Annotated in this window: 13 protein-coding genes and 1 pseudogene; 3 read left to right on the forward strand and 11 right to left on the reverse strand. The window is 62.6% G+C overall.

The window, feature by feature from the left end:
* Nucleotides 1-86: 86 nt before the first annotated feature.
* The gene (locus ACRHIG_RS23090) at nt 87-977 is read left to right on the forward strand and encodes a LysR family transcriptional regulator ArgP (RefSeq protein ID WP_489628038.1); all 891 of its coding nucleotides are present in this window, start codon (nt 87-89) and stop codon (nt 975-977) included.
* A 105-nt stretch (nt 978-1,082) separates the two neighbouring features.
* Nucleotides 1,083-2,099: an alpha/beta hydrolase gene (locus ACRHIG_RS23095; protein ID WP_489628039.1), complete on the forward strand. Its 1,017-nt coding sequence runs from the start codon at nt 1,083-1,085 to the stop codon at nt 2,097-2,099.
* Between the two features lie 109 nt (nt 2,100-2,208).
* On the opposite strand, the gene ACRHIG_RS23100 is transcribed toward ACRHIG_RS23095, so the two are convergent.
* The 7 genes from ACRHIG_RS23100 to ACRHIG_RS23130 form a co-directional block, all read right to left on the reverse strand.
* Nucleotides 2,209-2,847, reverse strand: a complete 639-nt coding sequence (locus tag ACRHIG_RS23100) for a phasin family protein (RefSeq protein WP_475416284.1) — start codon at nt 2,845-2,847, stop codon at nt 2,209-2,211.
* Nucleotides 2,848-3,127: 280 nt separating this feature from the next.
* Nucleotides 3,128-3,337, reverse strand: a complete 210-nt coding sequence (locus tag ACRHIG_RS23105; RefSeq protein ID WP_489628040.1) for a hypothetical protein — start codon at nt 3,335-3,337, stop codon at nt 3,128-3,130.
* A 152-nt stretch (nt 3,338-3,489) separates the two neighbouring features.
* Nucleotides 3,490-3,861, reverse strand: coding sequence for a VOC family protein (locus ACRHIG_RS23110; protein ID WP_489628041.1), 372 nt, complete (start codon nt 3,859-3,861; stop codon nt 3,490-3,492).
* Nucleotides 3,862-3,976: 115 nt separating this feature from the next.
* Nucleotides 3,977-5,254 (reverse strand): YncE family protein, encoded by a 1,278-nt coding sequence (locus ACRHIG_RS23115; RefSeq protein ID WP_489628042.1) that lies wholly within the window; start codon nt 5,252-5,254, stop codon nt 3,977-3,979.
* A gap of 57 nt (nt 5,255-5,311) precedes the next feature.
* The gene (locus tag ACRHIG_RS23120) at nt 5,312-6,205 is read right to left on the reverse strand and encodes a creatininase family protein (RefSeq protein WP_489628043.1); all 894 of its coding nucleotides are present in this window, start codon (nt 6,203-6,205) and stop codon (nt 5,312-5,314) included.
* Between the two features lie 153 nt (nt 6,206-6,358).
* On the reverse strand, nt 6,359-6,826 hold the full coding sequence (locus tag ACRHIG_RS23125) for an SRPBCC family protein (protein WP_489628044.1): 468 nt from the start codon (nt 6,824-6,826) through the stop codon (nt 6,359-6,361).
* Nucleotides 6,827-7,244: 418 nt separating this feature from the next.
* Nucleotides 7,245-8,162, reverse strand: coding sequence for a LysR family transcriptional regulator (locus ACRHIG_RS23130; RefSeq protein ID WP_489628045.1), 918 nt, complete (start codon nt 8,160-8,162; stop codon nt 7,245-7,247).
* Between the two features lie 137 nt (nt 8,163-8,299).
* Here ACRHIG_RS23130 and ACRHIG_RS23135 point away from each other — a divergent pair.
* Nucleotides 8,300-9,522, forward strand: a pseudogene (locus ACRHIG_RS23135) (FAD-dependent monooxygenase).
* A 236-nt stretch (nt 9,523-9,758) separates the two neighbouring features.
* Here the strand turns inward: ACRHIG_RS23135 and ACRHIG_RS23140 are convergent.
* The 4 genes from ACRHIG_RS23140 to ACRHIG_RS23155 all read right to left on the reverse strand — a co-directional run bounded on the left by ACRHIG_RS23140 (nt 9,759) and on the right by ACRHIG_RS23155 (nt 13,857).
* A complete protein-coding gene (locus tag ACRHIG_RS23140; protein ID WP_475416483.1) occupies nt 9,759-11,405 on the reverse strand; it encodes a methyl-accepting chemotaxis protein in 1,647 nt (548 codons plus the stop codon).
* A 91-nt stretch (nt 11,406-11,496) separates the two neighbouring features.
* Nucleotides 11,497-12,183, reverse strand: a complete 687-nt coding sequence (locus ACRHIG_RS23145; RefSeq protein ID WP_489628046.1) for a hypothetical protein — start codon at nt 12,181-12,183, stop codon at nt 11,497-11,499.
* Nucleotides 12,183-12,617 carry a patatin-like phospholipase family protein gene (locus ACRHIG_RS23150; RefSeq protein WP_489628047.1) on the reverse strand — a complete coding sequence of 145 codons (435 nt, stop codon included), beginning with the start codon at nt 12,615-12,617 and terminating at the stop codon, nt 12,183-12,185. The genes ACRHIG_RS23145 and ACRHIG_RS23150 overlap by 1 nt, the downstream gene beginning before the upstream one ends.
* 313 nt (nt 12,618-12,930) lie before the next feature.
* Nucleotides 12,931-13,857 (reverse strand): LysR family transcriptional regulator, encoded by a 927-nt coding sequence (locus ACRHIG_RS23155; RefSeq protein ID WP_489628048.1) that lies wholly within the window; start codon nt 13,855-13,857, stop codon nt 12,931-12,933.
* Nucleotides 13,858-13,951: the final 94 nt, after the last annotated feature.

A 13,951-nucleotide genomic window follows, 5' to 3' on the forward strand; every position in this document is an offset into this window, starting at 1 on the left:
GTGGAGTTGTTACCCTATTTCAACAGTGTAAAGAAAAAGTAAATATAAGTATAATGAATGATTCTAACCATATATAAGAGAAACTTATGCGCGTCGTCGATTACCGTGGATTGGCCGCCCTCGACGCCGTGATCGGCCTGGGCAGCTTTGAAAAGGCCGCGCAGGCGCTGGCGATCAGCCAGCCGGCCGTGTCGCAGCGCATCCGCACCCTGGAAAACCTGGAAGGCACTTTATTGATCATCCGCAGCCACCCGCCCCTGCCGACGGAAGCGGGCCAGCGCCTGATCGCCCACTACCGGCAAGTCAAGCTGCTCGAAGCGGCGCTCGATGCCCAGCCCGGACCCACGACGCAATTGCCGGCGCTGGCCATCGCCGTCAATGCCGACAGCGCCGCCACCTGGATCCCGGAAGCGCTGGGGCCGCTGCTCTCGCCTCCCTCGTGCCTGCTCGACATCCGCCTCGACGACCAGGACCATACCTTGAGCCAGCTGCGCGAAGGGCGCGTGTTTGCCTGCGTCACCAGCGCCAACGACCTGGTGGCCGGCACCACGGCCACGCCGCTGGGCGGCATGCGCTACCTGTGCGTGGCCTCGCCCGCATTCGCCCGGCAATGGTTTCCCCATGGTTTTACGGTGGAAGCCGTCAGCCAGGCGCCCGCCATCACGTTCGGCAGCAAGGATGCGCTGCACGAACGCTATCTGCAGCACCGCCTCGGCTACACGGGCCGCTATCCGCACCATGTGCTCGGTTCGGCGCGCGACTTCGTGCGTTTCATCGAAGCGGGCTATGCCTATGGCATGGTGCCCCTGCTGCAGGCGGAAACGGCGCTGGCCGCCGGCCGGCTGGTTGACGTGGCGGCCGGGCAAGCGCTCGACGTGCCCCTGACCTGGCATGCCTGGGATATCCAGACGCCGCTCACACGCACCCTGTCGGACGCCGTCATCGCCACGGCGCGCAAATGGCTGTTGCAGGATTGATTGACGCATGCGACAGTTATCTATGATAAAGAGCAACATCCCCATGTGCGCCCTGCCCAGCCTGGCCTACACTGCAAGCATCATCCACAAGAATCAGGAGCCCGCATGACGATCCTGCGCACCACCCTGCTCGGTTTGCTGGCGGCCATCCCGCTCGCTGCCGGCCTGGCCGCCTGCTCGCCCTTGACCGCCATCAATGCCTTGTCATCCGGCAACGCCTCGCACGTGACGCAGGGCCTGGCGTACGGCCCCCTGCCACGGCAAAAGCTCGATGTGTATGCTCCCAAGACCCGCACGGGACCCGTGCCCGTGGTGGTGTTCTTTTACGGCGGCAACTGGACGACGGGCGAGCGCGCCGACTATGCCTTCGTTGGCCACGCGCTCGCCGCGCGCGGCTACCTGGCCGTGATCGCCGACTACCGACTGTATCCGGACGTGCACTACCCCGAAATTTTGCAGGATGCGGCGCGCGCCGTGGCCTGGGCCGCGATGGAATCGAGCCGCCATGGCGGCGACCCCGCGCGTCTGTTCGTCATGGGCCATAGCGCCGGCGCCTACAATGCGGCGATGGTGGCGCTCGACGCCAGCCTGCTGGCGCGCCACGGCATGCGTCCGCAGGACTTGCGGGGCTGGATAGGCCTGGCCGGCCCCTATGATTTCCTGCCCATCGAAAACACTACCACCCGGCCCGTCTTCTTTTATCCGGACACGCCCGCCGCTTCGCAGCCCATCCACCACGTGACGGCCGATGCCCCGCCCGCCCTGCTGATCGCCCCCCAGCCCGGCCAGGACAAGCTGGTCGATCCGCGACGCAACACGGGTGGCCTGGCCAGCGCCTTGCGCGCGCTGCACCGGCCCGTGACGGAAACCTATTTCGACCACGTGGGCCACGCCACCCTGGTCGCCACGCTGGCTGCACCGTTGCGCAGGCTGGCACCCACGCTGGATGCCGTCAGCGCTTTCATCGATGCCAACAGCGGGAGCGGGAGCGGCGACGCCGTCTCGTCCGCGGACTTTTCCGATACGGCCTTGCCGGCAAGCATAGCCTTGCCGCCTCGCGCACCTAGCGCGGCCACACCGGCCCCAGAACTGCACGCATACGACAAAACGCCCGCCCCGTGAAGGGCGGGCGCTCTGCCCAAACCAGCCTGCATGATGCCGCATGACGCTGCTGGCCTTCCCCCGGAGCTCGGCCTCCGGGGTGGGCCATCAGCCGCAAGCAGCCTCGTGCTTACTCTTTACGGCTGGCGCTGCTGCTCTTGCTTTGTGCGGAGCCAGCTTGCGAGGCGCTGCCGCTGGCCGAGCTTTCGCTGCCGGACGACTGCTGGCTGCCCTGGTGGCTGGCGCTTTGCAGGCTTTGACCGTCGCGGCTTTGCGCACCACGCTGCTGGTCGCGGCTGGCGCCGTTTTGCTGGTAGGCCTGGAACGGTTCGGCCATGCGCTGCATCGCTTCCTGCTGCTTGCGCACGTTTTTCTCCGTTTCTTCCGACGCCGTACGGGCCACTTCTTCGGCCAGGGCCTTGGCGGTACGGCTCGTTTCATTCACATGACGCTCTGCCACATTGGCCAGTTCGACCTGCGTATCGGCCGCGAGGCGCGACACCTGTTGCTGGTATTTGCGCAATTGCTCGGCGGCAGGCTGGCCCGAGGCGGCAGCCACCTGGAACACATCTTCAGCGCGCTCGACCGTCAACAGGTTTTGGCTGGTGACCGTGCTTTCTTCCAGCAAGCCTTGCGCCAGCTGCATGTTCAGGTCACTGAAGTGCTGCATCGACTGAAACAGCGACTTCGACAGGCCATTGAAGAAAGCCAGTTGCGCTTCCAGGTGGTTCTTGGCGGCGGGGGTAACACTACGGGAATATGGATACATGGAGTTCCTCATTAAATAGCGGTTGGGTGGACATAAACAGATGGCGACACCACCGGCTGTCGAACGGTGAGGCAGACGGCCGGGCTACGCCACGAAACGCGAAAAAACATATCCGATTGGTGGGAAGATGCTTTGCAACGCGAGTCCCAAGGCTACGTGAGCACCGCAGGTGAGGCATGATCTGGATCAAAGGTGCGCGAGGCTGCGCAAAAAGTTTGGGCTGGACGGCTTGCTCTTGGCAAACGTCAGTAACGGAAAGGAAAATCTGTGCCAGGCAGGCTCAGCCAGCGGCGCCCGTGCCCGGCACAACAGGCTTGTAGCCATGGCTGCGCAGCGACGCTTCCAGCCAGCGGTTGCCGTACCAGCCGCGCGCCAGCAGGTAACTGAGTTCCGCACCGGCCATCAGCAGCATCATCGGGCCGATGCGCAATTCGCTGGCCAGATGGCTGCCAAACCACAGGCACGCATCCATCGCCAGCATGAGCAGCAACAGCCACCAGCGGCGCTTGGCGACGGCCCAGAACGAGCCCAGGAACAGGGCCGGCCAGGAAAACCCGCTTTGACGTAGGCATAGCGGCCGGCATCGTCGGCAAACAGGGTGGCGCTGTGCTTCATGCTGCTCTCTTCAGGTAATGACCGGCCTCAAGGCTCGGGGTGGTGGCAAACGGCTTCGACATTGTGGCCATCCGGTCCCAGCACGAAGGCGCCGTAGTAATTCGGGTGGTACAGGGCGCGGATGCCGGGGGCGCCGTTATCCTTGCCGCCCGCGTCCAGCGCGGCCTGGTAAAACGCATCGACCTGGGCGCGGTTGTCCGCCGCGAAGGCGAGATGCATGCCGGCATGCGGCGTGCCGCCCACGCCGAACCAGAAATCGGGCTTGCCATCCTTGCCCATGCCGATCCAGCCCTGCTCTTCCATCACCACCGATACGCCCAGGGGCGCCAGGGCGGCCGAAAAGAAGGCCTTGCTGGCCTGTGCATCGCTGACATTCAAACCGATGTGATCAAGAATCATGATGGCGCTCCCTGGAGGTCGTGAAATAGAAAATGCAGTATGCACCAACATTGCCTTTTAGGCAATCATCGCTGCATATCCGGCCCACTTGCTCCAGGGAGCGCCATGCGGATGTCTAGCGCAGGTTGCCTGTATGCCCCAGCGAATAACGGCCCGGCTGCGGCCAGACGGTCAAGCCGTGCGGTTCCTGGCCAACTTTCACTTTGGACACGTCGCCGCTGTTCGTATCGATGCGGTAGACCACATCGTCGAAGCGGCCGGACAGCCACAGATACTTGCCATCGGCGCTCACATTGCCCATATCGGGGCTGCCGCCGCCGGGAATCGGCCAGTTCGACACGACTTTTTCCGTGGCGAAATCGATCACGCTGACGCTGCCCTTGCCCTTCGGCTTGCCGTGGATGCGGTGCGTGCCGCGGTTGGCCACGTACAATTTCTTGCCATCGCGGCTCGGATACAGGCCGTGTGCGCCCACGCCCGTCTGGATGAAGCCGATTTCCTTCAGGGTGGCGCCATCGACGATGTGCACGCCGTCCGCGTCCATGTCGGCGATAAAGAATTTCTTGCCGTCCGGCGAGATGCGTATGTCTTGCGGCATGCCCTTCTTGACGCTGCAGATTTCATTCGCCGGACCGCCCACAGGGCCGGACTCGGCAAAGCGCTTGGCCGGCATCTGCAGTTTCAGGTAGCCGTCGACCTTGCGGCCCACCAGGTCGATCTTGGCGATGGTGCCGTCGAACTCGCAGGTGAACATGGCGTAGCGGCCGTCATTCGAGAAATCCGCATGGTTGATGCCGCCGCACTGGGGCGTGTCGATCGAATACTGCACGGCCATGGTCTTCGGATCGCGGAAATCGAGGCGGTGGCGCGCTTCGGCCACGACGATGGCCGACTTGCCGTCCGGCGTGTAATACATATTGTAGGGATCGTCGACGGGCACTTCCTTGCCCGGTTTGCCCGTCAAGGGGTCGACCGGCGTCAGGCTGCCCTTGTCCGTGCGCTCGGCATTGTTCGCCACCCACAGGGTGCGCAAGTCCCACGATGGCACCACGTGCTGCGGGCCGCTGCCGACCTTGAACTTGTCGACCACTTTCAGGGTCTCCTGGTCGATCACGTAGACGTCGTTCGAGCGCAAATTGGGCACGTAGACGCGGCGCAAGTGATCCTTGACGACGGGGCTCATGTTACTGCTGCCGATGCTGCCGTACACGTTTTTCGGGTCCGCCAGCGGCGGCATGCCCGGCAGCGGAGAATAGGCGGCCGCCGGCGCCGCGGCGACAGCGGCCGGGGCCGGCGTGCTGGCGCCGATGACCTGGCTGGCCACGCCCAGGCCGGCCAGTGCGGCAGCCAGGGCAGACAAGGTGACGATGGTGCGTCGTTGAGATGTTTTCATGTGTTTTCGCGTCATTTCGTTGCAAAAGCCGGAAGTTCGACACTCCCAGCGGAAGATTTACTTATTTCGTTGCAGCAATTGCTTGATGGCGGCCACCGAGGTGTCCACCTGCAGCTTGATACCGATCTGGCCCAGCTCCTTTGTTGCCCGCGTGGCGTCGCCGCGCACGCCGTCCGCCACGCCGGGCTTCGCTCCGTGGGCCATGGCCTCGCTGCGCACCAGCGACGGGTCCGTCGCCAGCATCAAGGCGGCATCCGCCAAGCCCGCATGGAGGCCGATCTCGGCGCTGCTGTGGCCGCGCTTTTGCAGTTCGGCAATATAGGCCGATTGCGTGATGTCATAGTAGTCGAGCAAGGCGTAGGCGCGCGCTTCCTTGCCCGCAGGTGTCTTGCCCCAGGCGCGGTTGAGTTTATTCGCCACGTTCTGCTCGTTCTTCTGGTAACCACCGTGATCGCCGAGGAAGATGATGTCGCGGAAACCGTGCTGGCGCAGGCTGGCGGCGGCCCCTTCCAGCACGGCTTCGAAGGCGGCGGGCGGTATCGAAATCGTGCCGGCAAAGCGCATGTGGCCGGCCGGCGGCGAAATCGCGCCTTCCGGCACGTAGGAAACGACGGGCGCGACGATGGTATTGCCCAGCTTTTGCGCAATCTGCCGCGCCAGCAAGCCGGCGCGCACATTGTGCTTGCCCAGCGCGATATACGGCCCGCTCTGCTCGACGCCGCCGATCGGCACCAGCACGGTCGTGGCGCCATGGTCGATACGGCTGCGCAGCTCCGTGCTGGTCAGTTCTTCCAGCATGACGCTGCTGCTGGCAGGCGCGGCAGCCATGACGGGCGCCGTGAGCAGCAGAGCCGAAAACGTCAGGACGAACAGGGAAACGAGGGGCTTGCGTGAAAGGTGGAGCGTGGATGGCGCGCAGGGCGCCGTTCGCTGGGGGAACTGCAGAGTCATAAGCCAACATCTTTCCGAGGTCAAAACGTGACGCCGTGCCCGGCCTTGCCAGGCAAGCTGGCTGCCACGCAAGAATTGTATTCCATCATGACGGGAACGGCACGTTAATTTGACGCGGTGCTTTGCAAGGAATTGACTAAGGGAAACTATCTGTCAGGCGGTGCTCACCTTCGCCCCGCCCGCCTCGCCATCATGGAGCGTTTCGTTGCGCTTCTCGGCATAGGCCTTGAGCGAGCGCATCGTTTTCGGAAGGCCTTCCCGAACTTGTCTGGCAACGCCTGGGCCGAACAGAAAGGCAAGCGCTCCAGTGAACCACACGCGGTGAACCACTTCCGATCCGCCATCTGCGGCAGTAACCGTGTGCTCGAAGTGGATGCGGAACAGCGGGATGTAGCCCTCGACGGTGAACGAGCGGCCTGCGGAGCGCTCCGTGACCAGCAGCGGAATCCCCATCCCCTTGCTGGGAACTATCCTGCCGTGTGTGCCAACTGCGAACGGCCCATCGAGCCGGGCTTGCTTTGTATCCGGATCCCACAGGTGCCATCGGTCGACTTCGCTCCAGATTTGATCGATAACCGTGGGCGGGACGGCAATGTGGATGGTTTCTTCAATTTGCCTCAATTGCTGGATCTCCCTATCATTTTGACGAAAGTAACTGGGGCAGCTATCCGGCGCCGCGCAGTGCCCGGATATTGGTCGGCTGCATGGCATTCAATCATGCAGAATCTCCATGACAATTGCGACAATGGACGATTCTTCCAGCAGGAACACATCGCTGCTTTTCCATTGTATCGACAAAAACATACCTGCCGAGATTGCAGAATACACTGTTTTTTTGTCAAATAAATATAATTAAATTCTAGTTATAAGCTGGGCCATAATGGCGGCCTTCTTTGGAGTCTAGCTTGATTGAGGCATGCGCCAATAAGCAAGGGCGCGCTTGATAAGACAAGCAACGAGCCATGTATTTTTACACCGATTGAGTCCGCAGTTGCGGAGCAGACATTCGGCTATTCGGGCGCGTTCCTCAATGCGATTTTCATCTTGAGCCGCTCCCGACTCCTTCCAACCGCACCTGTATGAATTCCAGCAAAGCCCGAACCCGCGCAGTCACGGAATGCCGATGGCTGTACGCGCCAAGCAATTGCAGCGGCGCAGGGCACAGGTCCAACGGCACTTCCCGCAATCGGCCCGCTGCAAGATCTTCCTGGCATGGGTAGGCCGCTACTATCGCGAAGCCGATGCCTTGTCGCGCGCCCGCCAATGCCAGTTCTCCGCTGTTAACACGATAGCGGCTACGCACAGCTACCTTCACGATTTCGCCTGTGGCGTCGAGAAACTGCCAAGGCTGGCCCTTTAACGCGCTCAAGGTGGTAATGCAAGGCAATGACCTAAGTTCGCGCACTTGGCGCGGCATTCCAGTTTTGGCCAGCAGGGCGGGCGCCGCGACCACGATGCTGGGCAGCGTAGCGAGTTCGCGGGTGATGAAGTTACTGTCATCTTGGCGCCCACGATGAAAGACGATGGACAGGTCCATGTCTTCTCGGAGAGCTTCCAGACCGGTCAGGCGCGTGTCGCATTCCAGTTCGACGCCGGGATGGAGGCTACAGAATTCGGCCAGGATAGGAGCTAGCAGCCTTGGAGCTTCGCCTGGCATGCACATCCTTAAGGGGCCACGCAGTTCACCCTGTACTGCGCCAAGCTCTTCCTCGGTGGAGAGTAAGGCGTCGAGCAAGGGTTTTGCGCGTTCGTAGAGTAGCCTGCCAGCTTCCGTCATGCGCAGGTGGCGCGTGCTGCGTTCCAGCAAGCGGACGCCCAGCATGCGTTCCAGCGAGGCGACGTGGCGGCTGACGTTAGAAGATGGCAGGGTCAGCAGGCGTGCCGCGCCGGCAAAGCTTTGTTCATCGACGACCGCCACGTAGACACGGACTGTATTCAGGTCGAGGGCATTGCGCATTATTATCCCGATTAAGGTATGAAAGCCGCCCATTTTCACATACTAGTACTCCGCAGTGGCGGAATTTAAGATGCCGTCTCGTCCGATGGATCGCCGTCGGCGGCGCGTCGGGACGAATTGAATAGGAGAGCTTCAGCATGGAAATCGGAATACTTGGCGGCGGTATTGCAGGGTTGAGCGTGGCGCTTGCCTTGAGCAAGCAGGGGTACAGTCCCCGGGTATATGAGCGCCGGGCGGAGCCTGCGACTATGGGGGCTGGCGTTACGCTCTGGCCCAACGCCGGCTTTGTGCTGGAGGAACTAGGGCTGCTGCAAGACATAGCTGCAGTGGGAGGCCGGCCAGTGGCCATGCACCGTCAAGATGCCGCGGGCAATTCTTTGGGGGCATCGATATTGCGCTGCTAGACCAGATTATGGGACATCCGACCCATACGATTTTGCGCCGGGACTTGCAGGCGGTACTGCTGGATCATGCGGCACAGGCCGGGATCCCGGTTGAATTCGGGCATCGGGCTGTGGCGATCGACCTCGATGCTAGCGGCAAAGCCGTGGCGCGGTTCGAAAACGGGGTAAGCATTCGTCCAGATCTGCTTATCGGCGCCGATGGCCGCATGGACTCGGTGGCACGCCGGTTCGTCGCGGGGGACAACACGCCAGTTTATCAGGGCTTCGTGAACTGGGTGGGTGTGGCGCAGGGGGAGAGTGCATTAGTGGGCGATATCGCGATTCGGGATTATTGGGGCTCGGGTGATCGCTTCGGTTGCGTGGCGGTCCGGCCGGATTTGGTCTACTGGGCGGCTGCGCAGGCACGGCCATTGCCGGGGGCGGCGCCCGCAGAGGATATGCGTAAGGAGATTGAGGATCTGTTCGCGGGATGGCCGGAGCCTGTCACCCGCATCATCCAGGCGACACCGGCGCATGCCGTCCGACTGATCGCCGTGCACGACCTGGAGCCGTTGCACACGTGGAGCCGGGCGAATGTGCTGCTCGTGGGGGATGCGGTGCACGCGCCGTTGCCGACATCTGGCCAGGGCGCCTGTCAGGCGCTGGAAGACGCCTGGCATCTGGCTCGGTGTCTGGTTGGGACGAACGGCTGCCTCGATGAAGCCTTGCTGCGCTTCGCGGAGCTGCGCGGGCCGAAGACCGCGAAGCTGGCCGAGCAGGGTCGCGTTTTCGCGCGCGGGCTGTTTGCCACTGATCCTGAAACCTGCCGCATTCGCAATGAGCGGGCCAAGGCGTCCGATCCCTTGCGTGACGTGCATGCCTTGGCAGCAGGATGGGCGCAGGATTTGCCGATGGCCGGCTGCACGGACGGCACGCCGGTGGACAGCGTTGGCTCCGGCAGTCTGTACCGCTTCTGAAAGACTGTGCCAATGTAGACACCGCATGGCGTCTCCGGCCGCGAGACGCCTCACTATTGAGCGAGCCCGGCATTTTCGGACACTTTCATTTGATAAGCTTGTGAATGGGAGTGAAGTCAAGGCTTCTGTCACCCGTTCGTATGTCTGCAATGGGGCGACTCGGAACATCCACGCTCCCGCACGAGACAGTGACATCACCAAAGAAAAACCCCGGCGTACCGGGGCGGTTACAACGATCAAGCGCGGGCACTGCGGCCCGGCAGCGCCAGGCGCCGGCTGGCGGCACCTGAAGCCGGGGCCGGCAAGCCGCCCGCCACCTTCAATGATTTTTCCTTGGCATCGCCGCGCAGGCGGAATACGGCCACCACGTCGACCAGTTCCACGGCGCGGTCTTGCAGCGAGGATGCCGCTGCGGCGGCCTCTTCCACCAGGGCCGCGTTTTGCTGGGTGACCTGGTCCATTTGCGAAATGGCCTGGTTCACCTGCTCGATGCCGGCGCTTTGCTCGTGGCTGGCGTTGGCGATGTCGCCCATGATGTCCGTCACGCGGCGGATGCTGGCGACGATTTCTTCCATCGTCGCGCCCGCCTGGTCGACCAGCGCGCTGCCCGTGTTGACTTTATCCACCGAATCCTCGATCAAGCCCTTGATTTCCTTGGCGGCCGCTGCCGAACGCTGCGCCAGGTTGCGCACTTCCGTTGCCACCACGGCGAAGCCGCGGCCCTGCTCGCCCGCGCGGGCCGCTTCGACGGCCGCATTCAGCGCCAAAATGTTGGTTTGGAAGGCAATGCCGTCGATCACGCCGATAATGTCGGCGATCTTCTTCGCCGATTCGTTGATCGAGCCCATCGTGCCCACTACTTGCGCCACCACGGCGCCGCCCTTGCGGGCCACGTCCGAGGCGGACACGGCCAGGGTATTCGCCTGGCGCGCATTGTCCGTATTCTGGCGCACGGCCGAGGTCAGCTCTTCCAGGCTGGAGGCCGTTTCTTCCAGCGACGACGCCTGCTGCTCCGTGCGCACGGACAAGTCCGCGTTGCCGGCGGAAATCTGCGCCGCCGCCACGCTGACCGTATCGGCCGAGGCGCGTACGGTGGCGATCACGCCGACTATACGCTCCAGAAACTTGTTGAAGGCGGTGGCCGTGCGGCCCACTTCATCCATGCGCTCGACGGGCATGGCGGCGGACAGGTCCAGCGAGGCGCTGACCCTCTCCAGCGTATGTTCGATATTGCCCAGGCCGCCGCTGATGGTGCGGTAGATATGCCAGGCCAGCGCGCCCGTCAGCAGCACGGCCACGCCCAGCACGGCCAGCATGGTGTTGAACGCCGTGTCGTAGGCGGCCAGGCTTTCCGCTTTTACATCATCGACCAGCTTGTTGTTGTAGGCGATATGGTCATCCATGCTCTTTTTCGCCGCGGCGGCCGTGATGGCCAGCGGCGTGCCGGCCAGCAAGGTGGCGCGCACGCCATCCATGTCGCCCGCGTAGGCGGCGGCAAAGAATGGCACGAGCGCGCGGCGGTACGCTTCCATGGCGGCCTGGTCGGCGTCGAGCATCTTGCTGTCCGTCGCATCGTACAGGCGCTCGGCGCGGTAGGTGGCGATCACCTTGTCGAAATTCGTGTTGGCGTCGGCCACGGCCTTGTCCAGTGCCGTCTTGTCGGCCAGATTCGAGAACACGGACAGGCGGTAGCCGGCCAGGCGCGAATCGGCCAGGAAACCCTTGGCCGCATTCAAGCCCTGGATGCTGGGAATGATGCGGTTTTGCACGGTGTCGAAACGCTCCTGGGCGCGCTGCAGTTGGATGGCGCCGCCGGCGCCCAGCAATAGCAGGGCCAGCAAGGCGATGGTGAGGGTCAGGATTAATTGCTTGGTGATATTCATGGTGTTTCACAGTAAAGGGTGGCCTGGCAAGGCCAGGCGGGATGAGTAGCTGCCGATCAGGTGGCCGGGACCGGTTGCAGGCGGCGCGGGCTTAGGCCGCCAGCGGGGCAGCATCAGGCGTGCGGCGCAGCAAGTCGCCATGCTGGCGGCAAAACGCCAGGCCCGCCTTGTGGCCCACGTCGAACAGCAGCTGCATGTTCGAGCTGGACCAGTCCAGGGTGTCGGGCCAGTGCTGTTCCGGAATGCCGCCCATCAAGTCGAGTTTCAGCAGACGCCGCTTGGGCTGGCCCGTACTTCTGTCCGTGTTGTGCTCGAGTTCAAACAGGCGCAGTTCGCTCTTGGAAATCTTCACCAGCGGCGTGATGATGGAGCGTACCCAGGCGTCGTACAGGTTGCGCGGCTTGCGCAGCAGGCGCTCGTCGCCGAGGATGTCGAGGATGACCAGGGTATCGGCGTCATGGTGCTCGCCCTTGCCTTCGATAAAGGGGTCGAAATTGAGCGTGTCGAGCGCCGCGCCCTCGATGTAGTCGTCGCCGGCGATGGTCGTCGGTGCATACAGGAAAGGAAACGACAGCGCGGCGCGCACGTGGATGGCTTCAATCTCGTGCTTGCCCCAGATTTGCATGCGGTGCTCGCTGAGGTTGTAGGCATTGATGTAGAAATCGGGACGCATGCGCGCCACGCCCGAGAAATCGACGGCTTTTTCCAGGAAGGGCAAATGCGCGCACAGCCCCAGGCTTTTCGCCGACAGGTCCGATGGCGACAGCGATGACACCATCAGCTTGCCCCAGTCCGACCAGGCCGAGGGAATGCCCGCAAACGTTTGCTGGAAGGCCTGAAAAAAGGATTGTTGGCCGGCGGCTGGAAGGCGTCGCGGAAGGTGCTCGCGTGCATGCCCGGCTTCTGGAACACCTTGTAGTTGATCGGGATCATCTTGTAGATGCTGTCGGCCACGCCCGTGTCGGCCCAGCTTTGCAAGGCCTGGCGCGGCGTGGCTTCATGCGGCGTCGTGTAAAGCAAACCCATCAGCACACCGGCGCCGGAGGCGGAAATGACGTCGAACTCGATGCCTTCATCGAGGAAAGCGGCCAGGGCACCGGCGATCAGGGTGGAATTTGGTGCGCCGCCACCCAGCAGCAAACCCGTTTTGCGTGCCGGTTTCGCGGTCGCGGCTGGCGCCGGATTCGGCGGCGTCGTCATCACTGTCTTCATGCACACTCCCTGAACGGAACGGGGTTACCATCCCTTAATTGTTGGTTACTACACGCTTATGGCGCCTAATCCTGCACATGTCCCGGCAACGGCCGAAGCGATGCAATGTTGCAGAAACAGATATGAAATTAACATAAATAAATTCCTTATGGCAATTTCCATAACGAATAACCGGTATTCAGGAAGGGTATAAGCTGATGCTGTGCGGCATAGACTGATGCAGCGCAGCAAATATAAATCCAGCAGCACTAGGATTAATCTCTTTGGGGTAGGAATATTCCGCAACCAGCCGCCAGCGCGGCAGCCAGCGGTATCAAGGGAAGGACGCAGGGTCCGGAGGGGATGAGGAAAAATGCAGGTGGGTACACAAATGGTCAACAAAGACGCGAATCTTGGGCGAGAGGTGGCGGCTTGACGGCCACAGCACCCAGAACTTGCTGGAGTACAGCAAGCAGTCGGCCAGCACGGCTTGCAGTTCGCCGCGCGCGATGGCGTCGCGCACGATAAAGTCCGGTAAATAAGCGAGGCCCACGCCCTGTGTGGCGGCACCGATCAAGGCTTCGATATTGTTGCAGGTCAAGGCGGTCGGCAAGCGCAGCTCGCCGCCGCTGTCGCCCTCGGCGCGCTGCAGCGCCCATTCCTGCAACTTGCCCGTGGTGGGAAACTTGTAGCGCACGCAGGCGTGCTCTTCCAGCGCGCGCGGCGTGGCCGGCACGCCGTGGCGGGCAAAATACGCTGGAGAACCGACGATGGCAAAGGCAAACGGCCCCAGTTCGCGCGCCATCAGCCGCGAATCCGTGAGCGTTCCGCTGCGCACGGCCACGTCGACGCCCTCGGCCACCACGTCGACCAGGCGGTCGTTGAAATCGAGGTCGAGCTCGATCTCCGGGTACTGGCGCGTAAAATCCGCCAGCAGGGGCAGGATGATGCGGTAGCCGATCACGGGCAAGCTGACGCGCAGCTTGCCGCGCGGCGCCTCGGCCAGGTGCGACAGTTCCGCCTCGGCATCGCCCAGGTCGGCCAGGATGCGCTGGCAGCGCTCGTAAAACAGCGCGCCCTCGTTGCTCAGGCTGATGCGCCGCGTGCTGCGGTTGAGCAGGCGCACGCCCAGCTTTTCTTCCAGCCGCGCCACGCTCTTGCCTACGGCCGAGGCCGACACGCCGAGCAGCCGCCCGGCCGCCACATAACTGCGCGTTTCCGCCGCGCGCACGAAGGCGGCAATGCCATTCAGATTATCCATGTCTTCACGATTAAGGAATATTTGTCCGCTATGAGTGGATTTTCAGCCACTTTTTCATGGATTGCATCCATATTATCATCAGATTCCCTCTTTC

The sequence above is a fragment of the Janthinobacterium sp. C22 genome (assembly GCF_057919405.1).

Bases quoted from the DNA above. Each gene is read 5' to 3' on its own strand.
- ACRHIG_RS23090 (WP_489628038.1), top strand. From the start codon at position 87: ATGCGCGTCGTCGATTACCGTGGATTGGCCGCCCTCGACGCCGTGATC.
- ACRHIG_RS23095 (WP_489628039.1), top strand. From the start codon at position 1,083: ATGACGATCCTGCGCACCACCCTGCTCGGTTTGCTGGCGGCCATCCCG.
- ACRHIG_RS23100 (WP_475416284.1), bottom strand. From the start codon at position 2,847: ATGTATCCATATTCCCGTAGTGTTACCCCCGCCGCCAAGAACCACCTG.
- ACRHIG_RS23110 (WP_489628041.1), bottom strand. From the start codon at position 3,861: ATGATTCTTGATCACATCGGTTTGAATGTCAGCGATGCACAGGCCAGC.
- ACRHIG_RS23115 (WP_489628042.1), bottom strand. From the start codon at position 5,254: ATGAAAACATCTCAACGACGCACCATCGTCACCTTGTCTGCCCTGGCT.
- ACRHIG_RS23120 (WP_489628043.1), bottom strand. From the start codon at position 6,205: ATGACTCTGCAGTTCCCCCAGCGAACGGCGCCCTGCGCGCCATCCACG.
- ACRHIG_RS23130 (WP_489628045.1), bottom strand. From the start codon at position 8,162: ATGCGCAATGCCCTCGACCTGAATACAGTCCGTGTCTACGTGGCGGTC.
- ACRHIG_RS23140 (WP_475416483.1), bottom strand. From the start codon at position 11,405: ATGAATATCACCAAGCAATTAATCCTGACCCTCACCATCGCCTTGCTG.
- ACRHIG_RS23145 (WP_489628046.1), bottom strand. From the start codon at position 12,183: ATGGTGTCATCGCTGTCGCCATCGGACCTGTCGGCGAAAAGCCTGGGG.
- ACRHIG_RS23150 (WP_489628047.1), bottom strand. From the start codon at position 12,617: ATGAAGACAGTGATGACGACGCCGCCGAATCCGGCGCCAGCCGCGACC.
- ACRHIG_RS23155 (WP_489628048.1), bottom strand. From the start codon at position 13,857: ATGGATAATCTGAATGGCATTGCCGCCTTCGTGCGCGCGGCGGAAACG.